Origin of the sequence: Rhodococcus sp. B50 (assembly GCF_013602415.1) — a bacterium.
Classification (GTDB): domain Bacteria; phylum Actinomycetota; class Actinomycetes; order Mycobacteriales; family Mycobacteriaceae; genus Rhodococcus.
Window position 1 is genome coordinate 450,557 of sequence record NZ_WPAG02000003.1, and the last position, 25,979, is coordinate 476,535.

Consider the following 25,979-nt stretch of genomic DNA (forward strand, 5'->3'; position numbering starts at 1 on the left):
ATCCGCCTCACCCCACCAATGCGCCGGTCGGCGCGCCCTGCGGGACGGCGAGCGCGTTGCCGTCGATGTCGAATGTCCGGGCGTCGAGCGGATCGAACGCGAAGATCATCGACGCGCCACGGTTCACCGTGCGCGGCATGCGAGCCGCATCGAAGGTCGGGATCCGTGCATGCAACTGACGCCGCACCGCGCCGTCGCCCACCACTGAGCACATGACGTCGAAGTGCAGCCCGCCGTACTCGACGTCGTCGATGTGCACCGCCATGCCGGCCTCACCCGGCAGCAGGTCGGCGACATCGGTCACGAGCCGCACTTTCTCCGGCCGCAGGCGCAGGACGAACGAGCCCACCGAAGCCTCGGCCCGGGGCTGCATCCCGTGGATCTCGGTGCCGAGCGCGTACCACCGGCCGTCGACGTACTCGCAGGGCACACGATTCGACATGCCGGTGAATCCCGCGACGTACTCGTCGACCGGCTCCTCGAAGACCTCTCGCGGCGGCCCGATCTGCACGATCCGGCCGGCACGCATGATCGCCATGCGGGTACCCAGAGCCAGTGCCTCGCTCTGGTCGTGCGTCACGAACACCGCCGTGAACGGCTTGCGCTGATGCAGGTCGTGCAGTTCGGCTCGCACCTGATCGCGCAGGCGCGCATCGAGATTGCTGAGCGGTTCGTCGAACAGGACGAGATCAGGATGGGAGACCAGACCACGGGCCAGAGCGACACGCTGCTGCTGGCCGCCGGACAGTTCCGCCGGAAGTCGATCGAGAAGCCGTTCGCAGTCCACCAGGGCCGCGGTCTGCTCGACGCGGCCGCTCTCGAGCGCGTCGGTGAGCTTGCGGGACTTGAGAGGATAGGCGATGTTCTTGCGGACGGTCATGTGCGGCCACAGTGCGTAGGACTGGAAGACCATGCCGATGAAGCGCTTGTCCGGCGGCAGGTTCACTCCGCGGGCACCATCGAAGACCACTTGGTCGCCGAGCGTGATCGAACCGCTCGCGGGCTGCTCCAGCCCGGCCAGGCAGCGCAGGGTTGTCGTCTTGCCGCACCCGGACGGGCCCAGCAGCACGAGGAACTCACCGTCCTCGATCTCGAGGTCGAGGTGATCCACGGCCACCGTCGGGGGCTTGCCGTCGAAGTTCTTCAGCAGCTGGCGTATCGAGACATGGGACATCGTGTACTCACTTTCCGACCGTCGGAGATCAGGGCTCGGTGGCGAACAGGGCGACTGCCGGTTCGCGGACGGGTTCAGGGGACGGGGTGTCGCCTTCCCGGTCTGTGCGGCCGGTCGCGAGTCGATACAGCCGTTGTGCGTGTTCGTCGGCGGTGCCCCACAGCACGCTCGAGCTCAGGGCGCGGCGGTAGTACAGGTGGGCGGTGTGTTCCCAGGTGAAGCCGATGCCCCCGTACACCTGGACGTTGGTCGCCGCGGCGAGGCCGGCGGCGTCACTGCAGGCGAGCGCTGCGATGGCGGCTGCCTCGGCGAGATCGTCGGCGCTGCCCGCGTCGACCGCCCACGCCGCGTGTGCCACGGCGGAGTCGGCGAGTTCGACGGCCACGGCCACTTCGGCGAGCATGTGTTTGACGGCCTGGAACTCGCCGATAGCGCGGCCGAATTGGACGCGTTCCTTCGCGTAGGTGACCGCCGCGTCGAGGCATGTGCGGGCGACGCCGAGGCTGTCGCAGGCCAGAGCCACGAGAGCCTGATCGCGTACGCGACCGGGTTCGGGCCGGTCGGTGAGCAGGACGGCCGGGGCGTTCGCCGCATGAACACGCGCCAGACCCCGGGTGGCGTCGGTCGTCTCCATCTGCTCGACCGTCAGGTGGGTGCGGTCGATGGCGTACAGGCCCAGTGCTCCGTACCGGTCGACGGCATGGACCAGGAGCGTATCCGCCACGGCTGCGTCGAGAACGAATTCTGCCCGGCCTGCGAGGGTCACACCGTCGTCGCCGTCGATGACTTGGAAGGTGCCCTCACCGGGTGAATCGAACTCGTCTCCGGGGACTACGGTGGTGACGACCCTCGTTCCCGATGCGATCTGCTCGAGCAGGTCACGGGCGAAAGGGTGCTCCGCGCAGCCCGCGAGAGCGGTGGCGGCGATGACGCCGGCCAGCACCGGGACGCGGGTCAGTTCCGCGCCGAGGGTTTCGAGGACGGCCGCCACGGTGGCGTAGGAGGTTCCGAGTCCGCCGTGTACTTCCGGGACGGCGAGAGCGCCGACTCCGATCTCGCGGCCGAGCACGGACCACAGATCGTGGTCGAGGGGACCGTCGCGGTAGACCCGCTCGGACCGTCCGTCGGCCGGGTCGGTTCTGCCGACTGCGGCCCGGATGGTGTCGACGAGCAGTGCCGTGTCCTCTGCGTCGACCGCGCTCGAGAGAATCATGTGTCGCCTTTCCTGAGGATGCCGGGGCGGGTGGGCTGCTGTCCGGCGTCGGGGATCTGCTCAGTCCGAGGACGGGAGGGGGCGCGCCTGCTTCTCGGCGAGCACCGCGTCGCCGATCACCAAGGGACCGGCGCCGGGCCGTACGCACAGCACCTCGACGCCCCCGCCTTCGTATCGCTTGCCGATCAGCAGCCCCGGTTCCGTCGCCGCAGAGGCGGCCGGTGTCGCGTCGGCGGACATCGGCTCTCCCCCGCACAGCAGGGGTCCTGTCACGATGTCGTCCACTCGGACGACGACGACTTCGGCGCCACACACGGGGCTCTTGAGACGTTCTCCGACCTTCATGTTTCTTTCCTCTCGTGTCCGGGAGCGGATCGGCAACCGGAGGCTCGCCGGGCGCCGGGTGCGGCGCCACCGGCGGTGGGTGTTACTGGCTGGATCCGAACAGTTGCGCGAACTCGGCGCGGAAGGCCTCGGTGTCATCGGCGGTGACGATCCGGCTGTTGACCCAGATGTCGTCCGCGGACGTCGCGGCCGTGGAGATGTCGGGCAGGACGGAGCCGGCACGATCGGCGATGGCCTCCTGCCCAGCTTTGGTCACCAGGAAGTTCGCGAACAGCTGTGCGGCGTTGGGGTGCGGCGCGTTCGCCGAAACGCCGGTGAGGAAGGGGGCACCGAAGACCGGTGAGGGCAGACCCGATTCGACAGGAGCACCGGCTTCCTTCTCCGCGGTGAGCGGCATGGTGTAGATGGCTGCGGCGATCTCGCCGGAGGTCAGCGCCTGGGCCATCGCCTGTGCGCCCGGGTAGGTGCGGGGCTTCTGGGCCGCGATTTTTTCGACGTAATCGGGTGAGACCGTATCTTCCAGGAAGTCGTAGAAGTCCACGATGGCGGACGACACCGGAAGCATGACGCCGATCTTCCCGTCTGCGAGCGAGGGATCGAGCAGGTCCTCGTATCCGTCGATGCCGTCTGGGACCCGGCCGGTGTTCCAGCCGTAGGTGAGGACCGCCGCCGACGAGAGGAAGATACGGTCGTCGTCGCGCAGGAACTTCTCGCGGTCGAATTCGGCGGCGTCGAAGGCGGGGCCGGTGACCGGGACGAAGTACTCCTCGGCCAGACGCGTGTCCACCCAGGGTCGGGAGGCGCTTGCGATGACATCTGCCGTGTGGCGACCGGTTTCCGCCTCCGCCGCCAGCTTGGTCTGGAGGTTGGCGTCGTTGTCGCGGACGATCTCGACCTCGATGCCGTAGGCCGACTGGAACCGGGAGGCGAGTTCTTGGAGGTTGTCCGTCGGCTGGCCGGTGAAGTAGGTGACCGAGCCCTCCTGTTTGGCGGCCTCGACCAGTTCCTCCCAGGCACTGTCGCCGGCAGGACCGAGATCCTCGGCGGACACCTCGGTGGCACCGGATCCGCACGCAGCGACGGCGAACGTCGCTGCAGCAATACCTATTCCGGCAATCGAGCGACGAAGCGACGGAAATCTCATGGCAGACCTTTCGAGGGGTTTTCTGAAAGAGTCGAGCGACCGTGCGCCGAGGACGTAAGGGCGCATAGGCGATGCGGTGCAACGGCCGGGGTGCTCAGCGATCGGAGGTGGCACCGTTGGGAATGCGATTGCGCGCCTCACGCCAGGTCAGGCCCCGGTCCGCACGAGCTTCCGCGGGGAGTCCCAGAAGTCGCTCGGCGACGATGTTGCGCTGGATCTGATCCGATCCGCCGGCGATGCTGTAACCGGGGGCGCCGAGAACGTGCGCATTCCATTCGTAGGTACCGGGAATGCCGGTATCGGCGACCAGGTTGCGTCCCAACACTGTTCGTGCCGCAGCGGAGACCGCGGCGAGCTTGTCGACCCATTGGATCTTGCGGATCGATCCGATCGCCGAAGGCGCGGCCCCGCCGTCACGGGCCTGACGGTCGCGCAGCAAGTCCACCGCGGCGAGTTGCTGGCGCAGGTACACCCGAGCCAGGTGCTCTTGCACACGCGGGTCCTCGTCGCGTCCGAGGCGCCGGGCCGTGGCGACGAGCTGATCGAACTGCCCGCCGACGTTCGCGGTGTTGGAGCCGCCCTCCCGTTCGAAGGCGAGCGTGGTCAGGGCGACGGACCAGCCCTTCCCCACTTCCCCGAGACGAAGGGTATCGGGGATCCGGACCCGGTCGAGGAAGACCTCGTTGAAGCTGCTGCCCCCGGACATCTGCCGGATCGGGCGGATCTCGACCCCAGGAGCATCGAGGGGAACCAGGAACGCGGTCATACCCTGATGTTTGGGCTGGTCGGGATCAGTGCGGGCGATGAGTTCCCCCCATTCGGCGAACTGGGCCCCCGAGGTCCAGACCTTCTGTCCCGAGACGATCCAATCGTCACCGTCGCGCACCGCGCGAGTTCCGAGATTCGCGAGATCGGAGCCGGCGTCGGGTTCGGAGAACAGTTGGCAGGCAAGCAGTTCGCCGCGCAGCATGTGCGGCAGGAACTGCTGTTTCTGTTCGTCGGTACCGAGGAGCCTGATGGTGGGAGCGATGAGATGCAGGGTGACCGAGACGAGTTCGTGCGGTGGGAGCGGGCACAGTTCGTTCTCGATGCGTGCGAAGGCTTCTGCAATCTCGGTTCCCGCTTCCGTGCCGCCGTACTCGCTCGGCCATCCGAGCGCACCGTATCCGGCGTCGAACTTCTCGCGCTGCCAGGTGCGGTGGCGGTCGAGGAGTGCCCGCTCCTCGTCTTCGGGGAGATCGTGGAAGACCGAGACGTCGTATTCGTCGTTGCGGACGGTGAACGCCAGTCGAGCCAAGGTGTCGGTCACCCAGGCGCGGGCGCGGGTCTCGAATTCCGAGAGGGACATGAATACTCCACTGGCTGAGACTGTCCACAGCGGAACAGTCGGGCTACTGGTCGGTCCGCGGCCGGTGGCAGAAACTACCCGCTCGGCGTCCATTGGGAACATACGCATATTAACGGAGATTTAGGTCACAGTCCAGCGGTGCGGGAGATCCATGTCACCGCCGGCCGTCGGATCCGCTGCGGACCGCGGCGCCGGCCTGCATATCGGGCCGGCCGGCACCTGGGACTCGGGGACGTCAGTCCAGGTTGTACAGAGTGGCAGCGTTGTCGTGAAGAATCTTGCGCGCATCCGCTTCCGACAGGTGTGCGAAGTTGCGCCGGAGGTAGTCGTCCGGGCGGACGGCGTCGCTCGCCGGGCCCGGAGACATCGACGTCGGATGGGGGTAGTCGGTCTCGTAGAGCACGTTGTCGGCCCCGAGCTGCTCGATCGCGCTGCGCGCGGAGTCCTGTTCGAACCAGAAGCAGCCGTAGATCTGCCGCTTGAAGTATTCGCTGGGCAGCAGTTCGTAGTTCGGGTGTTCCTTGTGCACGCCGCTGTTCCGCCACTGCCAGTCCATGCCTTCGAGCGCGAACGGCATCCAGCCGATACCTGACTCGACGGACACGAACTTCAATTCCGGGAACCGATCACAGATGCCGCCGAAGATGAGCTGGGAGATCGTCCGGGCGTTGTCCATGAAGAACGAGATGCCCATCATCCCGTAGTTGGCCGCCACACCGTTGCTCTCGTGCCCGAAGCCGCTCAGGTCGACCTCGCCCGAGGCGATGTGGAAGTTGATCGGCAGCTTCTTCTCCTGCGCCGACGCCCACAACCGGTCCCAGTAGGGATCGGTCAGCATCGGCAACCCGAAAGCGGCCGGATTCTGCGTGAACACCAGGCCCTTGTGCCCCGCAGCCGCGACACGCTCGACCTCGGCGAGCGTGGCTTCCATGTCCCAGAAGGGCAGGATGCCCACCGGGACGTACCGGCCGGGTGCGAACTGGGCCCACTCGGTGAGGTAGTCGTTGTAGGCGCGGACGCACTCGAGCTGCAACTCGTTGGATCCGTTGGACTGCAGCGTTTTCTGACTGAAGACCGCGACGTTCGGGTACAAGATCTGCGCGTGGATGCCGTAGTCGTCCATGAGTGCCAGGCGCTTGCCCGGATCCCACGAGCGCGGATCGGTGTCGGCGAAGCGCGGAGGGCAGTTCGGCGGGTACTCGTGCCATCCCGCCATCGCCGGGGCCCCGACGGCGCTCATACGGGTACCGGAGACGAACCATGCCTCGTCGCCGCGCTCCTCGTCCCGCCGCACGTGAGGCACGAGGTCGCCCCATTTCTTCGACATCCGGGACGTCCACAGGTCCGGCGGTTCGACGACGTGCGTATCGGTGTCGATGATCTTGATATCTCGAAGGTCGTACACGAGAACTCCTCCTTGTGGAGATCGGGAAGGGAAATTGCGCGAGTGTGCGGCAAGCGCGGCGACTTCGGGTCGCAGCCGGAAAACCTGTCTACGCCGAAAGGTCGGGCCAGTGGGCGAAGACGCTCTACTTGATCGCGCCGGCGATCTTGAGTTCGACGATGTGGTCCCAGTCCAGACCGTGCTCGAGCAGCACCTCGTCGGTGTGCTCTCCGTGGTGCGGGGCGCGCGTCAGCACCGGGCTCTGCCCACCGAAGGAGGTCGGTGCCGTCACCATGTCCAGGGTCCGCCCGTCCTCATACTCGACCGTGCGGACGAGTCCGTTGGCCAGCGCCTGCGGATCCGACAACACGTCGATCGGCTTGCGGAAGACGTCCCACTGTCCTTCCTGCTTGCCGAGAATGTCGGTCCACTCGTCGAGAGTGCGCTGTTCGAAGACCTCGGTCAGGATCGTCGTGCACTCACGGGAATTGCGGGCGCGGTCCTCGAACGTCGCGAAACGCGGGTCGTCGACCAGGTGGGACAGGCCGATCGCCTCGCACAAGCCCGGCCAGAACTTCTGGCTCTGCAGCAGCGCGAGATGGATGTAGCGACCGTCGCCGGTTCGATAGATGTTCGAGACGGGGTTGACCGGGTTGTGCCGGTCCGGATACGGCAACTCGTCGGCGCCGATCATCTGGCAACCCGCGATCGTCGCCTGCATCGCCCAGGCGCCGACGGAGAACAGCGAGGTGTCCACCACGATGCCTTCACCGGTGCGTTCGCGGTGCAGGAGCCCGGCCGCGATCCCGCCGGCCAGGGCCATGCCGCTCTGGGAGTCACCGAAGGCAGGCCCGGGCATGTTCGCGGGCCACTCCAGGTCGTCCGGAGCGATGGACCCGGCCGCCCCCGAGCGCGCCCAGTAGGTGATGCCGTCGAAACCGCCTTTGTCGCTGTCCGGACCCGCCACGCCCTGGGCGGTGCCACGCGCGTATACGATCCGCGGATTGCGCGCAAGGATGTCGTCGACGTCGATCCCGAGTTTGGCGCGCGCGTCGGGCAGAAAGTTCGTCATGAAGACGTCGGCGTTCTCGACGAGTTTCATGAGGACCTCACGCCCCTCGGGGTGGGCGATATCCAGTGCGACGGCGCGCTTTCCGCGGTTGTTGATCTCGAACAGGCTCGCCAGGCCGTCGACCTGGGCAGGGACGCCCCAGGCGGCGGTAGACCGGGTGGGGTCACCGAAATCCGAGTGTTCGATCTTGACGACGTCGGCTCCCCAGTCGGAGAGGATCGCGGCCGCCGAGGGGACGAACGCGTACAGCGCCACCTCTACGACCTTGATCCCGTTCATCACCGTGGTCATCGAGTGTTCTCCTTCGTCGTCTCACGGCCGCGAGAGGCCGCGCGCAGGATGGAAGTCGGCGCCGACCGACTCCGTGAGATGCGGGTCGGGAACTCGGCGAATGCTCGAACGCGAGCTGAAAACACCGTAACTATAGCAATATTTTGTGCGTTGTACATCACAATTTTCGGGTGGTCGCGAGGCGACGCCGCGCCGGGTGGATCAGTAGAGCGATTCACCCCCGTCCACCACGAGGTTCGTGCCGGTGACGAACGCCGAATCCGCACTCGCGAGATACAGTGCGGCAGCGGCCATGTCCGCCGGCGTTCCAGCCCGGCCCATGGGTACCGTCGCAGCGCGCTCGTCGAACAGATTGTTCCGCTCCTGCGCGAGCGGGGTCGCAGTGATACCCGGCGACAGCGCGTTGACGCGCACCCCGGTGGACGCGAGCTCGTAGGCGGCGAGCCTGACGAGCTGGTTGAGCCCGGCCTTCGAGGTCCCGTACGGAACCAGCGAGGGGCGCGCGCCGAGTGCCCGGATCGACGAGACGACGATGATCGAACGGTTCTCGTCCGTGCGCTCGATCATCGATCGTGCCGCGGCCTGCACACAGAGGAACGTTCCCGTCAGGTTCAGATCGATACAGTCCTGCCACTGCTGCCGCGTGAGTTCGAGGAAGGGCACCACACTCCCACTGCCTGCATTGGCGACGAGCACATTGAGGGGACCGTTCCGGTCCTGCGCGGTCTCGAACATCGCCGCGATCGATTCCGCGTCACTGATGTCCGCGACGATGCCCGAGACTCGATCCGTGCGGTCGCACCGCGTCTGCAGTTTCTCGACCGCCGCGCCGAGTACCTCCTGCCGGCGGGCTGCGAGGGATATCGTTACGCCCGCGTCGAGTAGACGCTCGGCGATCCCGTAGCCGATCCCCTCGCTCCCCCCGGTGACCAGCGCGTGCTGACCGGCGAGAGACCTTGCATCCGTGTTCGTTGCCGAAATTTCGCGTGTAGATGTGTTCTGGGTCATACGGAGTGGTATAGCATTAACCAATCGAAACATACATATATTTGGGGGTAGCCTTGATCGTGGAGTTTCCTTCCTATACTCGGCCGCACGCTCACCCCGCCCGGACGAGCGCGGACCCTGTAGAGACGACGAGGACACCATGACCCGCAACTTCACGAGCTCGCAGTCGGACACCGCCGCGCGACGACGGGCGGTAGCGATGACCCGCACCGAGAAGGTCTCGCGCACCGTGGCACGCATGGTCGCCAAGGAGATCGCAGACCGGCAGCTGGCTCCCGGTTCGGCCCTCGAGGCCGAATCCGAGATGGCGCGCCGGTTCGGCGTCGGGCGTGCGTCCGTCCGCGAAGGGTTGCGGCTGCTCGAGACGCAGGGCCTGGTGACAGTACGGCAGGGACTCGGCGGCGGGCCGATCGTCTCCGAGCCCACGGGGAGCGAATTCGGCGACACGCTGTCGATGTATCTGCAGGCGAAAGGCGTTCGCTTTCGCGAGGTGGCCGAGGCCGCATTGGAGATGGAGGGCCTTGCAGCCGCGATGCTCGCCGATCGCGTCGCGGCCGGCGAGGACGTCGACCTGGACGCGCTCGCCGGCAGGCACATCGCGCCCGACATGACGAACGACGAGGTGATCGACACGGCCGTCGGATTCCACGAGACACTTCGGGAGCTGTCCGGCAACTACGTCCTCACCCTCACCGGGTCTGCGCTCGCCCACATCTACACCTTCCGCATGCTCGAGGTCCACCCCGATGTCTGGGACGATGAGGAGCGCGAAGGCTTCGAAGGACCCCACAAGGCGATCCACACCGCGATCGCCGCGGGCGACTCCGAAGGCGCCCGCCGCCTCGCCAGGGAACACATGCGTGAAGTGATCGATCGCCTTTCCGCCCTCAACCCCCGGATGCTGGACGAACGCGTGGATTGGCGCTGAGCACCGTCCTTTTCGGCTCGAGCCTGCATCTCGGGGATTCCCCTGTGACCTGAACATCGACCACCGGTGATCCGGCGGGCCGCACGCCCACCGGATCACCCGCGCAGGTCGTCGTACCGAACCGGAGATCAGCGTGCCGTCGAATTCCGCTTCCGATCCGGGGCGTCCACGCGGGCGCGCTTCGCTGCCCCGCGCGGGCTGGGCGGTCGCCTTCGCCACGGTCGGGGTGTTCATGGGTATCGGGGTCGTGAGCCCGATCCTTCCGTCCGTGTCCGCCGAACTCGGCGGATCTCCAGCCCAGGCGTCTTTGCTGTTCACCAGTTACATGGCGGTGATGGGCCTGGCGATGGTGGTCACCGGCTGGGTCTCGAGCCGAATAGGGGCACGCGCCACCTTGTTGATCGGCCTCTCGCTCATCGCACTGGCTGCGGTCGGATCGAGCACATCACGGTCCCTCGAACAGATCATCGGCTTCCGCGCCGGCTGGGGGCTCGGCAACGCCCTGTTCGTCGCGACAGCCCTGGCGGCGATTGTGGCGACGATGCCCGGGCAGCGTTCACGCGCCATCACCTGCTACGAAGCCGCAGTAGGTGCCGGCATCGCCACCGGTCCACTCCTCGGCGGCCTTCTGGGGCAGATATCCTGGCGAGCTGCCTTTCTCGGCTCTGCGGCCCTGGTTGCGCTGTCCTTCGTCGTGCTCGTGGCAGTTCTTCCTCGCACGCCGCGAGCGTCCGAGCCGACCGCGATCACCGCACCCTTTCGCGCCCTCGCTCATCGGGGGCTGTTCTCGATCGCCGCGGTGTCACTGCTCTACCATCTCGGACTCTTCTCGTTGTTCTCCTACGGACCGTTCGTGCTCGGATTCTCCCCCATTCGAACGGGTTTCATTTTCTCCGGCTGGGGTGCGTGCCTCGTCTTCGCCTCGGTCGTCGCCGCCCCTCGCCTGAGGACATCGAGAGGAGCCGTACCGACCGTCGCGGCCGCTCTCGTCCTGTTCGCGGCGACCCTCGCGCTCGTCGCCGTCTTCACCGACAACCGCGCGGTCGTGACGACCTGCATCGTCGTCTCCGGCCTGTTCGTCGGATTGCTCAACGTGCTGGTGACCGAGATCGGCATGCACGTCTCTCCTGTGGACGGAGCCACCGCAGCGGCAAGCTACAGCTTCGTCCGTTTCGGTGGTGGCGCCTGCGCACCGTGGCTCGCCGGGTGGCTCGGAGAGGCCACCAACGCGCACGTGCCGTTCGCGGCGGCCGCAGGCGCCAGCGCACTCGGATTGGGAGCCCTTGCATTCGGCCGACGGAGCCTGCCGGAACGGCCCGGGCCCCGGTCCTCCGGACGGCGGCGCCGCGGCAGACGCAAACCAACGGAAGGCGCGGCGATTGCTCCCGCTGCGGCCTCTTCTACCATTCAGGCGTGACGTAGGCCACTGATCGCGTTATACTTCGTAACATACGAAATATGGTGATGTTTTGCCTTCACCGTTCACCCCTCCCTACCACGACGGCAGCCACCCTCCCGGCATCGAAAGGCCTCGCCATGAGCCAACCCTCCCCCGAACCCGGTTCCATCATCGTCACCGGCGGAACCGGTGGCCTCGGCACCGCGGTCACCGAACGCCTCCTCGCGACCGGCTCGCAGGTCGTCGTCCCCTGGTACGACGAAGCCGAAGCCGACCGGCTGACACCCCACCCCGACCTCGTCCTCGTCAAGGCCGACCTGTCCGACGAGAACGACGTCGAGCGAATCATCGGCCGCGCCACCGCGGACGAATCCCGCCCGCTGACCGGACTGGTCAACCTCGTCGGAGGCTTCCACTCCGGTAGCCGCGTCCACGAGACACCCGTCGACGTGCTCGACGCCCAACTCTCCCTCAACCTACGGATCGCCTACCTCGTCACCCAAGCGGCGATGCCCGAACTCATCCGGCGCGGCGGCGGTTCGGTCGTGTGCATCGGTTCGGCAGCCGCGACGCACCCCTTCCCCGGCGCCGCCGGCTACATCGCCTCCAAAGCCGCTGTGGCAGCGCTGGTCCAAAGCATGGCGGTCGAGTACGCAGCCGATTCGATCCGCGTCAACGGCCTGGTGCCGTCCATGATCGACACCCCCGCCAACCGGCAGGCCATGCCGAACGCCGACACCTCCACGTGGGCCCGACCGGCCGACCTCGCCGAGGTCATCGCGTTCCTGTTGAGCGACGCCTCCCGCTCGGTCACCGGCGCGCTGATCCCCGTCACCGGAACCACCACCGGCCACTGATCACACCCCGTGCGGACAACGAGGACCCCGTGGCCGAAGCCACGGGGTCCCTGTGCGTTCGGTTCAGCGGAGAACCACAGGGGAGCGCACACCGAGCCGGTCCGCGAGAGCCGCCAGGTTCTCGCGTCGCTCCGCGACGGTCACACCCTTCCACCCAGCGTCCGCCCAGACGACGAGATCGTCGATTCCGTGGTCGCGGTAACGTCCGAGATCGGCCGCGGTGGTGGCCTCGGTGACCTCGACCCGCACATAACAGGGGAACTCCGCATTCGCATCCATCTCCGAACGATGCCGCCGCAGGACACCCACCAGCTCGACGGCTTCCTCGAAGCTCGGTGTTCCCGAGGAGATCCAGGCATCACCGAGACGCGCCGCCCGCGCAAGCGCACGAGGTCCGTTGCCTCCATAGACGACCGGCACGGCCACCGGCCGAGGATGCAACCGCACCTCGTCGAACCGATAGTGGATGCCCTCATGCGCGAACGACTCGCCGCCCCACGCCTTGCGCAGAATCTCCACACACTCGTCGGTACGCGAAAAGCGCTTGCCGAAGGGCACATCGAGTGCGGCGAACTCCTCTTCGAGCCATCCCGCACCGACCCCGAACAGCAACCGCCCGCAACTGAGTTCCTGGACGGTGATCGTGCTGCGCGCGGTGTGCAAGGGATGACGCAGAGCCGTGACGTACACGGCCGTGCCGAGCTTCACACGCTCGGTGACCGCCGCGATCGCCGCGTGCAGCGCGAGCGGATCGGTGAGCTCGGTGGTGTCGTCGACAATCGGCCCCGAATGATGTTGACGGGTCCCCGTCGACGGGTGCTCGCTCCCATACGTCGCCGGGTGCAGCACATGCTCCCCCAGCCACAGGGCGTCGAACCCGAGTTCGTCCGCAGCGCGAGCGAGCTCGAGCGCATCGCGGGGGGTCATTCCATAGGTGCACAATCCGATGGTGGGCACGGAATCTCCTCGAGGTCTGGGGACGGAGACGGAGCACGAGCGGGGGCGGTGCGCACCACCGGACGTACCCCGTGCGGACAAACTTCTTCGATCAGACAGCAAGCAACCCGAGCGCTCGGCGCGCGAGCGGCGCGACAAGCTCCCCTCGCTGGCCCATCCGCGGATCGGCGGTCTCTCCACGGACGAACCGCGCGTAGAGCTGCTGCAGAATGACCACGGTCTTCCAGCAACCGAAGGCCTCGTACCAGGCGATGCGCGAGAGGTCGAGATCGCTGCCCGATGCGTAGCGCTCGACGATCTCCGCTCGCGAGGGCAGATCGAGGGCGTGCATGCCGGGAACCACGATGAACGCCGCGTCCGACTCGGCAGCCGCGGTCCGGTCCGGCCAGTAGTTGAGCAAGGTGCCCAGGTCCACGAGCACGTCGCCGGTGGTGGCCATGTCCCAGTCGAACACCGACTTCACGCGGTCGGGATCGCCGTGCGGGAACTGGCAGTTGTCGACCTTGTAGTCGTTGTGCACGATGCCGGCCCGCTGACTCGCGGGAATGTCGGCCCGGATCCGACGACCGACCTCCTCGACGAGATCGGCGACATCCCGACCCGGTGCATATTCGGCGACCGCGTCCCAACGCGCCGACCAACCGGACACCTGCCGTTCCAGATATCCCTCCGGCCGGCCGAGCGCGGCGAGATCACACGATGCCGGGTCGACGGCGTGCAGATCCGCGAGCGCATCGACCACGGCGAAACCGATCCGTCGCCCCGCATCGATATGGTGCGCCATCGAATTCGGGATCTCGTCCCAGACCACCACCCCTTCGCGGTACTCGGAGACGAAGAACTCGGCCCCCACGACCGAGATGTCCGCGCAATGCAGCAACGCACGCGGAGCCCGGTCGTACGCGCGGTACAGACGAGAAAGCACCCGGTGCTCGCGCGCCATATCGTGTGCGCCGCGGGCGATCTTCCCGAATGGCGGTCGGCGCACGACCAACAGCCGATCCCCGAACGCGACCCGATAGGTCAGATTCGCCGAGCCGCGCGGGAACTGCAGAACGGAGAACTCCCCCTCGAGTCCGTCGATATGGGACCGCAGGTAGGTCTCGAGCGCGTCCCAGTCGAGCTCCTCACCGGCGCGGACGGGAGCAACCTCGACACGCGGTTCGTCTGCGATGCCCGTCATCACTGCACTCCCAACGCCGGCAGCCCGAACTTGGCTTCCGCTGCGGCGTCCTGGGCAAGCAGGTGCGTGGTGGGGAATAGTCCCGGGGCCGGCGTCGCCGTCTTCAGCAGTTGCTTGGCGATCTGCTGCTTGTGCAGTTCGGTCGCGCCGTCCGCCAAGCCCATGTGGTAGCTCTCGAGCAGCCACTTACCGAACGGCATCTCGGTGGAGATACCGAGCGAGCCGTGCAGCTGGATCGCGCGGGAGACGACATTGTTGAGGACCTTCGGCATCACCATCTTCACGGCGGAGATGTCGGCAATGACCTTCTTGTAGTCGTCGAGCTCATCGATCTTCCAGGCCGTGCGCAGCACAAGGAGGCGGAACTGCTCGAGCTCGACCCACGACTCGGCGATCATGTCCTGCACCATCTGCATGTCCGCGAGCGAGCGACCCCGCGTCTGACGCGACACGGCGCGTTCGAGCATCATGTTCAGCGACGCCTTGACCAGTCCGACCGTGCGCATCGCGTGGTGGATCCGACCGCCGCCCAGACGCGTCTGCGCGACCGCGAAACCCTCCCCTTCCTCCCCGAGCAGATGGTCGGCCGGGACCCGCACGTCGGTGTACCGGATGTAGGCGTGCGTGCCCTCGGACTCCTGGTGACCCCACACACCGACGTTCCGGACGATCTCGATGCCCGGCGTGTCCATCGGGACGACGAACATCGACGCCCGCTTCGTCCGGGGAGCTTCGGGGTCGGTCACGGCCATCACGATGAGGAAGGACGAGAACCGGGCGTGCGAGGAAAACCACTTCTCCCCGTTGATGACGTAATGGTCGCCGTCGCGCACCGCACGGGTGACGAAGCTGGTCGGATCGGACCCACCCTGGGGTTCGGTCATCGAGTAGCACGAAGCGATCTCACCATCGATGAGCGGCTGCAGGTAGCGTTCCTTCAGCTCCAAAGTGCCGTAATGCGCGAGGATCTCGGCATTACCGGAATCCGGTGCCTGACAACCGAACACCACCGGACCACTGTGGGTGGCACCCAGGATCTCGTTGAGCAACGCGAGTTTGAGCTGCCCGTAACCCGGACCGCCGAGCTTCGGACCGAGATGGCAGGCCCACAGACCCTTGTCCCGCACGACCTGCTGCAGTGGACGGATGAGTTTGTTGCGCGTCGGATCGGTCACATCCCAGGCGTGTTCGATCACGCGGTCGACAGGTGCCACTTCCTCGTCCACGAAGGTCTGCACCCAGTCCAGCTTCTCCTGGAACTCCGGGTCAGTTTCGAAATCCCATGCCATGTCGATCGTCTCCTACCGTGTGATGAAAGTTCTTCTCGGCGATCCGGTCGCCGATTCAGCGTGTGAGGACGGTGCACGCGCTGATGCCCGGCGCCCCGTACACATGGGTGAATCCGACCTTGGGGTCACCCGGCACCTGCCGGTCCCCCGCGGCGCCGCGCAGCTGTACGACGTTCTCGTAGACCTGGCGCAGACCGGTCGCCCCGATCGGCTCCCCGTTCGCGAGGCACCCGCCGTCGGTGTTGACCGGGATCGATCCGCCGATCTCGGTGGCGCCGGAGCGGATGAGCGTCTCCTGTTCGCCGTGCTTGCACAGGCCCGTCTCCGCCAGGTGCATGATCTCCGCGCCCGCCTCGGTGTCCTGAATCTGTGCCACGTCGATATCGCTCGGGTCGATTCCCGCCGTCTCGAAGGCCGCGCGGGAGGCGGTCACGGTCGGACCGTCGGCCCGGTCGGGTGAAATCCACGGGCTGAACACCTCGAACGAACCGAACAACCGTGAGCGCAGTTCCGCGGCATCGAGGAAGACGGGGGTGTCGGTGTAGCGATGGGCGCGGTCGGCGCGGGCGAGCACGAGCGCGACTCCACCCTCGGCCGGCGAGCAGAACATGTACTGCGTGAGCGGGTCGTTGACCATCGTCGACCCGGCGATCTCCTCCTCGGTGAGCGGGGTGCGTCGCCACGCGTGTGGAGCGAGCGAGCCGTTCCTGAAGGCCTTCGCCGCAACGGTCGCCAGCAGCGATTTCGGCAACCCGTGCTCGACGAGATAACGCTGGATCTTCATGGCGAAGAACTGAGTGGTGACCATCATCCCGGTCTCGCCGTACCAACGGCCGAGCCCGTTGTCCTCCGGGCGCGGGTTGAACGCTCCGCGGGGATGTTTGTCGAAACCGACGACCAGGCCGAGATCGGACTCACCGGACCGGATCCGGCTTACCGCCGAGGTCAATGCGCTGCCACCGGTGGCACACCCGTTGGAGACGTTGACGAACGGCAGGCCGGTGAGCCCGAGGGTCGACACCAGAGTGTCGGCGTTGCCGGCCGAATCACTGCCGCCGTATGCGAACTGGATGTCCTCGAACTCCACCCCGGCGTCGGCCAGCGCCTGCCGGGCGGCGTAGGCGCCCTGGTCGAGGCCGCTGACCCCCTCCGTGCGGCCGAATCTGTGGATGCCGATTCCGACGATCGCGACCTTCATGCCGTCTCCTCGTTGCTCGGCGCGAATGCGAAGGTGACCACCTCGGTGCCGTCGTCCTCGAGATGGTTGACGATGCGGCACAGCTGCATCGGCATCCCGATCCGCAACGCGTCAGGGTCGTTCACGGTGAGCCGGGACTCGACGATCACATCACCGAGGTCGATGTACCCGACGCCGAACGCGGTGAAGGGTTCGGTCGTGAGGAACGGCTTCTTCGGTGCGAAGGACTGGACGGTGTACGACCAGAGCACGCCCACGGTCGGCAGCGCCTCGGGATTCATCTCGGTGGCGCCGCAGCGGGGGCAGCTCTGCTGGGACGGGAAGGTGACGGTCGCGCATTGCGCGCACCGCGCACCGCGCAGCGCCGCGTCCGGCGTGACGTCGACGAACAGGCTCGGATCGGCGGGGCGGGGGGCTGTCGTGGTCATCATTCCTCCCCGCTTCCGGTGTTCTCGCGGTCGGTGTCGATTTCCCAGACCGGCAGCACGACGGGATTTCCGGCTGCGTCCTTACCGAGGTCCTCGAAGGTGCAGTGGACGCGGGTGCCGGCGGTGATGTCCGCGCGGCCGGGCAGGTTGCCGATCAGGCGTACGCCGGCCTGCTCTCCGTCGAGGTCGACGACGATCACGGTATACGGGACCGGGAACAGCGGGTGTACCTGATGTTCGACGACGGTGTGGCTGTACACGGTGCCGGTGTGGGGTGCCGGTTGCCACGACACCTCGGTGCTCGCGCAGTACACGCAGCGGGGTCGCGGCAGGTGAATACGCCGTCCACAGGCCTCACAGGTGAGGATCTCGATGCGCCCCTCGGCCGCGGCGGAGAAGAAGCCGGCGCTCCCCCGTTCGGTGACGAGGGGACGGAGCTGGGCGGTGGTCGCCGCGCTCGCGGCGGCTGCGGCGCTCATGCCGCCACCAGGATCAGCGCGGACGCCGCCGGCGGCGGGGCCGAGGTGACCAGGGAGACCTGCGCCCCCTCCACCTGGCTCGTGGAGGTGCCGCGGATCTGCCGCACCCCTTCGACGACGTGGTTCATTCCGTGGATGTATCCCTCGGACATGTGTCCTCCGCTGGTGTTGATCGGTATCGCTCCGCCGAGGTCGATCTGTCCCTCGGCGAGGAAGTCGCCGGTGTCGCCGCGTTTGCAGAACCCGTAGTCCTCGAGCTGGATGAGGGCGGTGATCGAGTAGCAGTCGTAGATCTGGGCGACGTCGACGTCCGCGGGACCGAGACCGGCCCGGCTGTAGAGGGTGTCCTGGCATTCCCGCGACGGCAGGGCGGTGATGTCCTCGCGCATGAGCGTCGGGTACATCAAGCCCGGCTGGGGGTGACGGCAGGTGGACATCGCAACCGACCGGATGAGCGCCGGCGCCTGTCGCAGGTCCTTGGCGCGTTCGGCGGTCGTGACGACGACCGCTGCGGCACCGTCGGTTTCGAGACAGTAGTCGAACAGGCGCAGCGGCGACGACAGCATGCGCGAGTCGAAGTAGTCGTCGAGCGTCATCGTCCGTTCGTACATCTGGGCAGCCGGATTCGCATTGGCGCGCTTGCGGGTCACCAGCGCGATCTGCGCCAGCTGCTCGGAGGTCAGGCCGGTCTCGGTGATGTAGCGCTGGGCCATGAGTGCGAAGTACTGGCCGGACGACAACAGCCCGTACGGACCGAAGAACTCCTCGAAGGTCTCGTCGCCGCCCACCTCGGGGGTGACGACCGGTGAGAGACCGAATCGGCGGCCCGAGCGTCCGTTGAGCGAACGGAACACCACGACGGTGGTCGCCTGTCCGCTCATGATGGCGGCGACGGCCTGGGCGACCATCGCGGCCGGGCCCGAACCGCCCGGCCCGGCCTCCCCCCAGTAGGTCAGGTGTGGAACGCCGAGGCCGTCCGCGAGGGCAGCGCACGAGACGAGATCCATATCGTTGCGGACGACGCCGTCGACGTCGGCCGGGGTCAGTCCGGCGTCCTCGAGGGCCGCCGCGGCGGCCTCGACGGCGAGCGCTGTGACGGAGACACCGGAGTCCTTGGAGAACGCGGTGGTTCCGATTCCTGCGATGGCGCAGGCATCTCTGCGCCAGGTCGGGTCTGTGGACATGTGTGGGTCACCTCTGTGTCGTGCCCGCGCGGCGGGCGGGGAGTCAATTGGCGGTCAGTCCGCCGTCGGCGGCGATCGCCGCGCCGGTCACGAAGGAGGAGTCGTCGGACAGCAGGAAGGCCACCACCGACGCCATCTCGGCCGGGTCCGCCGAACGTCCGAGCGCGGTGTTCTCCACCACCCGGCTGCGGGTCGCTTCGGGCTCGGGGCCCTGCAGCGTCTGCGAGTTCATGCGCAGGCCCGTTCGCACCAGGCCGGGGCACAGGCAGTTCGCTCGGATGTTCCGATCCGCGTAGCCCATGGCGACCGATCGGGTCAGCTGCAGGACACCACCTTTGGAGGCGTCGTAACCGGGAGTGTTCAGATTGGTCGCCACCAAGGATGCGACCGAACCGACGGTGACGATCGAGCCACCGCCCGCCTCGAGCAGGTGCGGCACGGTGGCACGCAACGGCAGGAAGGTGCCGGTGAGGTTGACCCGCAGGATGCGATCCCAGTGCGCGAGTTCCATCTCGTGGAGCATCGCCGTTCCGTTGATGCCTGCGCAGGTCACCACACCGTCGAGGCCTCCGAACTCGGTGACCGCGGCAGCCACCGCGTCGTCGACCGAGGTCTCGTCGCCGACGTCGCACCGCAGTCCCAGCGTCTGTGCGCCGGTCTCCGCGACCGAAGCGGACACCGTTTCGGCGGCCTCACCACGAGCATCGGTCACCGCGACCGCCGCACCCTCGGCGGCCAGTCGCTTCGCAACGGCCTCACCGATGCCGCTTCCACCGCCGGTGACGAAGATTCGGCGACCCTCGAGTCTGCGCAGCACCCGGGCGGTCTCGGGCCGGGTCTCGTTGTCCAGAGCGGTCACAGTCGTACCCCCGCGTCGACCGGCAGTGCCACGCCGGTGATGAATCGTGCTTCGTCCGAAGCGAGGAACAACACCGCGTTGCTCATGTCTTCGGGCGCCACCCAGCCGATGCCCATGGGATTGCGATCTTTGGAGCGCTCCCACAGGTCGTCCGGCCCTGGGTTCTCGAGATCGGGCCCGAAGATCCGGAAGGTCGCATCGTTGTGCAGCATCGGCGTCTCTACGGCACTCGGATTGACTGTGTTGACACGGATGCCGTGGGGGCCGAGTTCGGTCGCCAGGGTCCGCATGAGGCCGACAACACCGCTCTTCGAGGCGTTGTAGTGCCCGATATTGGCCGAGCCGAGCATCGCCTGGATGGAACTGGTGATGACGATCGATCCGCCGCGGCCGGCGCGGATCATCTCGGGGACGACGGCACGGACGGTGTGGAACACCCCCGTGAGGTTGACATCGAGCATGTCCTGCCATTCGGCGTCGCTCAGCTCCCAGGTGGGCCGGAAGCCGACGATGCCCGCATTGGCGCAGACGATGTCGATGTGTCCGAAAGTTCCGACGGCGTCCGCGACCGCAGCGTCGAGCTGTGACTGGTCCCGGACATCGGTGACGCGGGACAGGACCCGCCGGCCGGTCGCGGCAACGAGCGCCTCGGTCTCCTTCAGATCGTCCTCGGTGGCGAGGGGATACGGTACCGAGTCGATCGACCTGCACACGTCGAGGAGTACGACATCGGCCCCTTCCTCGGCCAGACGCACGGCGTGCGAGCGTCCCTGACCGCGAGCCGCGCCGGTTATCAGCGCGACCTTTCCTTCAACTCTTCCCATGGGTCTGGCTCCTTGTCTGGCGGTGCTTCCCGCGGCGCGGCAGGTGCTCACTGGTTGAACAGGCGGCCGAAGCGGGCCTTGAGTTCTTCGAGTGCTGCCGGTGTCATCGCGTCCGTGTTCTGCGGGGCGACCTTGTCGACGGTGGTGACGGCCGATCCGATGCCGGGCAGCACGGCGGCGTTACGGAACGAGACCGCTTCCTGACCGGCCGGGGTGATCATGTAGTTGGCCAGGACCTGCGCCGCATTGGGATGCACGGCGTCGGCGAGGATCGCGGTGTACATGGGTGCGCCCCACACGATGTCGCCGAAGGCCGAGTCGACGGGGGCACCGGTCTGCTGCTCGCTCTTCTGGTCCTGCACGAAGGCGGCGACGGCGATCTCACCGGACGCGAGGGCCTGTGCCAACGGCAGTGCGCTGGGATAGATTCGCGGGCGCTGCTGTGCCAACTTCTCGAGGAAGCCCTCCCCACCGACCGTCTCGAGATAGTTGTCGTAGAAATCCACGTGCGCGGTCGAGGTGGGAAGGACGATGCCGATCCGGCCGTCCGCGAGCGAGGGATCCAGTAGATCGCCGTAGCTTTCGACGCCGTCCGGGTAGCGCTGGGTGTTCCAGCCGAAGGTCAGAACGGATGCGTTGGAGACGAAGTAACCGGTGTCGTCCTTCAGGGTTGTGACGTCGTACTCGGTGGCGGAATCGGTGAAGGCCGGGCCGACCGGCTCGGCGAAGGCTCCGTTCGCGCCGAGGTCCACGGCCCAGGGCACACTCGCCTGGGTGATCACGTCGGCGACCCGGTTGCCGGTCTCGGCCTCCGCGCCGATCTTCTGGTGCAGATTCGCGTCGACGTCGCGCACGACGTTCAGACGGATGCCGTAGTCGGCCTCGAAACGGCGGCCGAGTTCGGCGAGCGCGTCCGCGGCATTCGACGAGTAGATCGTGACCTCGCCCTCCGCCTTGGCCGCCTCGACGATTTGCTGCCAGGCATCGTCACCGGCCGGACCGGTGGATCCGATCGAGTCCGAGGTGATGCGGTCGTCGCCGCCGCTCCCACCGCAGGCTGTGAGAGCCGCTGCGAGAGCGGCTGCGGTCACGGCCGACAGGAAGGCACGTCGGGTGCGGCGTCGGGTGCGGATGAAGTTCATGGGGGCTCCTGGTGGCCGGTCGGGTGGGACCGAGGTCTGTCAGGGGGTGGAGGTGCGGCCGCCGTCGACGGCAATCACGGCGCCGGTGGTGTAGCTCGATCCGGGTCCGGCGAGATACAGTGCTGCACCGATGATCTCGTCCGGATTGCCGGCACGCTGAAGTGGCATACCCTGGAACAGTTCGGTGGCCGAGTCCATGTCCCAGGCCTTGCTGATGTCCGTGAGGAAAGCCCCGGCCATGATCGTGTTCACCCGCACGGTGGGCCCGTAGGCCTGGGCGAAACCCTTGGTCAAGGTGTTGAGCCCCGACTTCGCGGCTGCATACGGCAGATCGGTGGTCATCGGCCGCTCGGAGGCAATCGAACTGATGTTGATGATCGACCCACCGGCACCGGCGGCCATTCGGGGCCCGACGAGGCTCGTGAGCCGGAACGCACCCTTGAGGTTGACAGCGATCACCTTGTCGAACAGTTCCTCCGACACCTGGTCGAGACTGGGGTACAGCGGTGCCATACCGGCGTTGTTGACCAGGATGTCCAGACGACCGAATTCGCTGTAGATCCGTTCGACGAGGGGTTCGTGCGCGTCCCAGTCACCGACGTGGAAGGCCAACGGAAGGGCCTTGCGGCCGGTGGTCTCGGCCACCTCGGCGGCCAGCTTCTCGCAGCTGTCGACCTTGCGGCTGACGATGACGGTGTCGGCGCCGGCGTGCGCAAAGGCGAGAACCATCTCGCGGCCCAGACCGCGGCTACCGCCGGTGACGAGCGCGACCTTTCCTTCGAGAGGAAGTGGATGCGAAGTCATGTGGCTCCTGTCGATGAGGTCGGCGCCAGAAGGTGCCGACAGGATGTGAAGGTGCAGCGGGACACCGGCGTCACCGAAGCGACGTCGGAACGGTCCCGGTGGGTCAGATGGAGGGGGCGAGTGGAACGAGTGCTTTGCCCGTGGCGGCGCCGTCGAGCATGCCGACGAAGGCGTTCCACGCACCGGCGATACCGCCGGGGAACTCGGTGTGGACGGGCCGGATTCGTCCGTCCCGAAGGAGTGCCGCCATTTCGTCCTCGAACTCCTCGCGCGCATGCAGGTGGTCGGCCAGCAAGAAGCCTTCCATGCGGGCGCGCCGCCAGATCAGTTTGAGGAGATTACTCGGGCCGGGTACGGGTTCGGCGGAGTTGTAGACGCTGATCATTCCGCACAAGGCGATGCGGGCGTGGTCGGCGAGGACGCGGATGGCCGCTTCGAGTTGCTGCCCTCCGACGTTGTCGAAATACACGTCGAGAGCGGTAGCCCCGATCTCGTCCATCGCGGTGCGCAACAGATCCTTCGCCGGACCCTCGTGATAGTCGAAGGCCGTGTCCGCACCGAGTTCTTTTGCGAGCTCGACTTTCTCCGGAGATCCTGCGCTTGCGATCACCACCGCGCCGCGCTGCTTCGCCAGTTGAACGGCGATGGATCCGACCGCGCCGGCCGCGGACGACACGAACACGACGTCGCCGTTGCGCACCTGCGCGATCCGATCGATCCCCACCCAGGCCGTCATTCCCGGGATGCCGAGAGCACTCAGATGAAGTGCCGCGGGGAGATCGTCGTGCCGGAGTCGGCGGCAGTCGTCCGCGTCGACGAGACTTTCTGTGCGCCAACCGTAATCATGGAGAACGAGCGATCCGATCGGTAGCTCCGATCGGTCGGACCGGGACACGACCCCGACCGTCGGGGCCAGCATGGGCGCATCGAGCTCGTAGGGTTCGGCGTAGGACGCCCCTCCTCCCATTCGGCCACGCATGTAGGGCTCGACGGACATGACGAGATTTCGGACGCGGACCTGCCCGAGAGCAGGCTCGCCGAGAGTCGTCTCGATCAGTTCGACGTCGGTGGGCAGGGGACGTCCGCTCGGACGTGCCCGGAGGACCCATTCTCGGTGGACGAGTTCGGTGACGGCGATGTCGGTCATGAGAATCCCTGTTCTCTACGGTGCGGACGTGGACGGCGGCGAGGTCAGCCGGCGAGTCCGGCCGTGACCTGCTCGACGAGGTCGCGGCGTACGAGCTTGCCTGTCGGGGTTCGGGGTAGATCGTCGACGAACACCACGTCGTCAGGAGTCCTCGAGCCGCGCAGGCGCTCACGGCACCACATCCGGATCGCGTCGGCGTCGTCGTGGGAATTTGTCGCCGCAACGACCACCGCGCAGATCCGTTCACCCCACTCGTCGTCGGGAGTGCCGATCACCGCGACCTCCCGGACATGGGGATGATGCGCCAGCACGTCCTCGATCTCGGCCGGCGCGATGTTCTCACCGCCACGGATGATGGTGTCGTCCGCGCGGCCGCCGATGTAGAGATAGCCGTCCTCGATCCGGGCGCGGTCCCGGGTAGGGAACCAGCCCTCCGCGTCGAGCACAGAGCCGTTGCCCATGTACTCGCCGCTGACCTGCGCTCCGCGCACCCACAGCAAGCCCGTCTTCCCTTCAGGCAATACGCGTTCGCCATCCTCCGAACGAATCTGCGCCTCCATACCGGGCACGATCCGGCCGGTCGAGCTCAGCCGGCTGCGCAAATCCGGATTCGCGAAGGCTTCCCGATGGTCTTCGGGTCCGAGAACCGCAATCGTCGAGCTGGTCTCCGTGAGGCCGTAGGCGTTGACGAATCCGGTGTCGCCGAACGCGGCGAGAGCGCGTTCGAGGACCGGCTGCGGCATCCGGGCGCCACCGTAGGCGAGGGACGCGAGTGTAGGGACCTCGGCGGGGGCACCGTCGAGATGGTCGACGATGCGAGCGAGCATGGTGGGCACCACCATCGCGCTCGTGACACCTTCTGCCCGGACCAGGTCGAGCCACCGCTGCGGTGTGAAGTCGGGCAGATACACCATGCGACGGCCCGAGTAGACGTTGCTCAGGACGGCTCCGAGACCTGCGATGTGATAGGGAGGCGTACTGACCAGAGCCGCCTGTTCCTGTGCTGCGGAACCGAATTCGACCGTGTTGATGAGATACGACAACAGGTGCCGGTGACGGAGCAGCACACCCTTCGGGGCCGACGTGGTGCCGGAGGTGAACAACACGATCGCCGCGCCCTCGTCCTCCGAGCGATCGATCTCCAGGGGCTCGGTCGCATTCGCCAGCCCGAGAAATTCGCCCGTCGAGACGATGCGGTGTGCACATCCGTCGAGTTTGATTACGTACTCGGCGTCCGCCACGACCACCGGGTCGTCGAGTCGGTCGATCAGTTCGAGCAGCTGCGGAGCAGGAAGGCGGTAGTTCAAGGGAGCCAACGGGATACCGACGCGCCCCGCGGCGAACAGGAGAGTCGGGAGCATCGGGCCGTTGACACCGACGAAGACGACATGGCGAGCACCGAGGTCCGCAAGCAGCCCCGCACCGCGCGAAGCGAGTTCGTCGAGTTGGCGGTAGGTCGTGCCACTCTCCCGCGGACCCAGAGCAATCCGATCGGGGGTGGCGGCAGACGCCATGTCGAGGACCATCCCGATGCCCATATGACCACCTGTCTGTAGATGCTTTTGTCGTACGAGAAGAGAGACGAGTGGGCCGTCACTCAGGTTCGTGGGCGGCGAAACCACTCTTACACCCCGACCACGAACTCGTGTGATGCACACCATAGCAATTATGCCTATATTTGTGAAGGTATCGCCGCACGATTTTTTCGACCTGGGGATTCTCGAGGAAGTTACGAGATTTGGATGGCGACCACGGCCTCCGCCAGGCCGAGGGCGTGTGATCGCATAACTTGCCCTTACAACTGAAAAGCCCTCGAACCCGCGGCGGGACAGTGCGATGTGATAGCAGCGACCAGGTGCCTGCCACAGTGCATGGCCACCGTCACTCTTCGCTGGGCACGCATCTGCGACTCACCCCCAATATGGATGGCCCCTCTCCTGCAACGAAGCTCGATCAGATCTGGGACCGGTGATGAACTCGACAGAGCGCCCAGCCGGGTCCCATAACCCAGCGCCGAACGCCGAGTCCGATGATGGCGGTCCTGGTTCAAGTCCCTGGTCGCCACGCGGGCGCGAGCAGCATGGGCCAGTGGTCGAGTTGTCGGTAGGTACTCATCGCACACCCGAAGCCGGAGCCACAGGACCGAGGGTCTTCAGGTTCGGTAGATGTAGGCACGGTGATCGATGTCGACGCCCAGGGCCGTGCGGCGTTCGTCGACGCAGAGCAGGATGCGGTAGTCGCCGCGGCGGTCAGCTCGTCCCGCGCCGACGCCCTGCTCGACGAACTACTCGCCGTGCTGGACGGGCTGTAGCCGGCCTGGAC

25 protein-coding genes are annotated in these 25,979 nt (G+C 66.8%); 4 read left to right on the forward strand and 21 right to left on the reverse strand.

The genetic code is table 11. From position 1 onward, the window contains the following. Positions 1 to 7: 7 nt before the first annotated feature. The 8 genes from GON09_RS26500 to GON09_RS26535 form a co-directional block, all read right to left on the reverse strand. Positions 8 to 1,174 carry an ABC transporter ATP-binding protein gene (locus GON09_RS26500; protein ID WP_213934946.1) on the reverse strand — a complete coding sequence of 389 codons (1,167 nt, stop codon included), beginning with the start codon at positions 1,172 to 1,174 and terminating at the stop codon, positions 8 to 10. A 28-nt stretch (positions 1,175 to 1,202) separates the two neighbouring features. Then, a complete protein-coding gene (locus tag GON09_RS26505) occupies positions 1,203 to 2,387 on the reverse strand; it encodes an acyl-CoA dehydrogenase family protein (protein ID WP_213934947.1) in 1,185 nt (394 codons plus the stop codon). Positions 2,388 to 2,447: 60 nt separating this feature from the next. Beyond that, complete coding sequence (locus tag GON09_RS26510) at positions 2,448 to 2,732, reverse strand: hypothetical protein (protein ID WP_213934948.1); 285 nt, start codon at positions 2,730 to 2,732, stop codon at positions 2,448 to 2,450. 82 nt (positions 2,733 to 2,814) lie between these two features. Continuing rightward, a complete protein-coding gene (locus GON09_RS26515) occupies positions 2,815 to 3,876 on the reverse strand; it encodes an ABC transporter substrate-binding protein (protein WP_213934949.1) in 1,062 nt (353 codons plus the stop codon). A 94-nt stretch (positions 3,877 to 3,970) separates the two neighbouring features. Next, a complete protein-coding gene (locus GON09_RS26520; RefSeq protein ID WP_213934950.1) occupies positions 3,971 to 5,224 on the reverse strand; it encodes an acyl-CoA dehydrogenase family protein in 1,254 nt (417 codons plus the stop codon). 235 nt (positions 5,225 to 5,459) lie between these two features. Further along, the gene (locus GON09_RS26525; protein WP_213934951.1) at positions 5,460 to 6,629 is read right to left on the reverse strand and encodes an amidohydrolase family protein; all 1,170 of its coding nucleotides are present in this window, start codon (positions 6,627 to 6,629) and stop codon (positions 5,460 to 5,462) included. Between the two features lie 124 nt (positions 6,630 to 6,753). Beyond that, entirely contained in the window at positions 6,754 to 7,971 is a 1,218-nt protein-coding gene (locus GON09_RS26530) for a CaiB/BaiF CoA transferase family protein (RefSeq protein ID WP_213934952.1), read from the reverse strand. A gap of 201 nt (positions 7,972 to 8,172) precedes the next feature. Continuing rightward, on the reverse strand, positions 8,173 to 8,979 hold the full coding sequence (locus GON09_RS26535) for an SDR family NAD(P)-dependent oxidoreductase (protein ID WP_213934953.1): 807 nt from the start codon (positions 8,977 to 8,979) through the stop codon (positions 8,173 to 8,175). A 139-nt stretch (positions 8,980 to 9,118) separates the two neighbouring features. Between GON09_RS26535 and GON09_RS26540 the strand changes: the two genes are divergently transcribed. The 3 genes from GON09_RS26540 to GON09_RS26550 all read left to right on the forward strand — a co-directional run bounded on the left by GON09_RS26540 (position 9,119) and on the right by GON09_RS26550 (position 12,163). Continuing rightward, a complete protein-coding gene (locus GON09_RS26540; protein ID WP_213934954.1) occupies positions 9,119 to 9,907 on the forward strand; it encodes a FadR/GntR family transcriptional regulator in 789 nt (262 codons plus the stop codon). A gap of 133 nt (positions 9,908 to 10,040) precedes the next feature. After that, the gene (locus GON09_RS26545) at positions 10,041 to 11,324 is read left to right on the forward strand and encodes an MFS transporter (protein ID WP_213934955.1); all 1,284 of its coding nucleotides are present in this window, start codon (positions 10,041 to 10,043) and stop codon (positions 11,322 to 11,324) included. Between the two features lie 119 nt (positions 11,325 to 11,443). After that, entirely contained in the window at positions 11,444 to 12,163 is a 720-nt protein-coding gene (locus GON09_RS26550; protein ID WP_213934956.1) for an SDR family NAD(P)-dependent oxidoreductase, read from the forward strand. 63 nt (positions 12,164 to 12,226) lie between these two features. Here GON09_RS26550 and GON09_RS26555 read toward each other — a convergent pair whose 3' ends face one another. From GON09_RS26555 to GON09_RS26615, 13 genes are all read right to left on the reverse strand, one after another. Further along, the gene (locus GON09_RS26555; protein ID WP_213934957.1) at positions 12,227 to 13,120 is read right to left on the reverse strand and encodes a TIGR03619 family F420-dependent LLM class oxidoreductase; all 894 of its coding nucleotides are present in this window, start codon (positions 13,118 to 13,120) and stop codon (positions 12,227 to 12,229) included. A 91-nt stretch (positions 13,121 to 13,211) separates the two neighbouring features. Continuing rightward, positions 13,212 to 14,303, reverse strand: a complete 1,092-nt coding sequence (locus GON09_RS26560; RefSeq protein ID WP_213934958.1) for a phosphotransferase family protein — start codon at positions 14,301 to 14,303, stop codon at positions 13,212 to 13,214. Continuing rightward, complete coding sequence (locus GON09_RS26565) at positions 14,303 to 15,592, reverse strand: acyl-CoA dehydrogenase family protein (RefSeq protein WP_213934959.1); 1,290 nt, start codon at positions 15,590 to 15,592, stop codon at positions 14,303 to 14,305. The genes GON09_RS26560 and GON09_RS26565 overlap by 1 nt, the downstream gene beginning before the upstream one ends. A 55-nt stretch (positions 15,593 to 15,647) precedes the next feature. Further along, complete coding sequence (locus GON09_RS26570; protein ID WP_213934960.1) at positions 15,648 to 16,790, reverse strand: thiolase family protein; 1,143 nt, start codon at positions 16,788 to 16,790, stop codon at positions 15,648 to 15,650. Next, positions 16,787 to 17,218, reverse strand: coding sequence for a Zn-ribbon domain-containing OB-fold protein (locus GON09_RS26575; RefSeq protein ID WP_244867045.1), 432 nt, complete (start codon positions 17,216 to 17,218; stop codon positions 16,787 to 16,789). Before GON09_RS26575 ends, GON09_RS26570 begins: the two co-directional genes overlap by 4 nt. Beyond that, positions 17,218 to 17,697, reverse strand: a complete 480-nt coding sequence (locus GON09_RS26580; RefSeq protein WP_213934962.1) for a Zn-ribbon domain-containing OB-fold protein — start codon at positions 17,695 to 17,697, stop codon at positions 17,218 to 17,220. The genes GON09_RS26575 and GON09_RS26580 overlap by 1 nt, the downstream gene beginning before the upstream one ends. Then, the gene (locus tag GON09_RS26585) at positions 17,694 to 18,881 is read right to left on the reverse strand and encodes a thiolase C-terminal domain-containing protein (protein ID WP_213934963.1); all 1,188 of its coding nucleotides are present in this window, start codon (positions 18,879 to 18,881) and stop codon (positions 17,694 to 17,696) included. The genes GON09_RS26580 and GON09_RS26585 overlap by 4 nt, the downstream gene beginning before the upstream one ends. Positions 18,882 to 18,924: 43 nt before the next feature. Beyond that, a complete protein-coding gene (locus GON09_RS26590; RefSeq protein WP_307854563.1) occupies positions 18,925 to 19,740 on the reverse strand; it encodes an SDR family NAD(P)-dependent oxidoreductase in 816 nt (271 codons plus the stop codon). Further along, positions 19,737 to 20,564 carry a mycofactocin-coupled SDR family oxidoreductase gene (locus tag GON09_RS26595; protein ID WP_213934964.1) on the reverse strand — a complete coding sequence of 276 codons (828 nt, stop codon included), beginning with the start codon at positions 20,562 to 20,564 and terminating at the stop codon, positions 19,737 to 19,739. Before GON09_RS26595 ends, GON09_RS26590 begins: the two co-directional genes overlap by 4 nt. Before the next feature lie 47 nt (positions 20,565 to 20,611). Next, a complete protein-coding gene (locus tag GON09_RS26600; protein ID WP_213934965.1) occupies positions 20,612 to 21,706 on the reverse strand; it encodes an ABC transporter substrate-binding protein in 1,095 nt (364 codons plus the stop codon). A gap of 39 nt (positions 21,707 to 21,745) precedes the next feature. After that, on the reverse strand, positions 21,746 to 22,510 hold the full coding sequence (locus GON09_RS26605) for an SDR family NAD(P)-dependent oxidoreductase (protein WP_213934966.1): 765 nt from the start codon (positions 22,508 to 22,510) through the stop codon (positions 21,746 to 21,748). Positions 22,511 to 22,613: 103 nt separating this feature from the next. Beyond that, the gene (locus tag GON09_RS26610) at positions 22,614 to 23,657 is read right to left on the reverse strand and encodes an NADP-dependent oxidoreductase (RefSeq protein ID WP_213934967.1); all 1,044 of its coding nucleotides are present in this window, start codon (positions 23,655 to 23,657) and stop codon (positions 22,614 to 22,616) included. A 44-nt stretch (positions 23,658 to 23,701) separates the two neighbouring features. After that, a complete protein-coding gene (locus tag GON09_RS26615; protein WP_213934968.1) occupies positions 23,702 to 25,195 on the reverse strand; it encodes a class I adenylate-forming enzyme family protein in 1,494 nt (497 codons plus the stop codon). A gap of 638 nt (positions 25,196 to 25,833) precedes the next feature. Here GON09_RS26615 and GON09_RS28810 point away from each other — a divergent pair. Next, positions 25,834 to 25,968, forward strand: coding sequence for a hypothetical protein (locus tag GON09_RS28810; protein ID WP_280521707.1), 135 nt, complete (start codon positions 25,834 to 25,836; stop codon positions 25,966 to 25,968). The last annotated feature ends 11 nt before the right edge of the window (positions 25,969 to 25,979 follow it).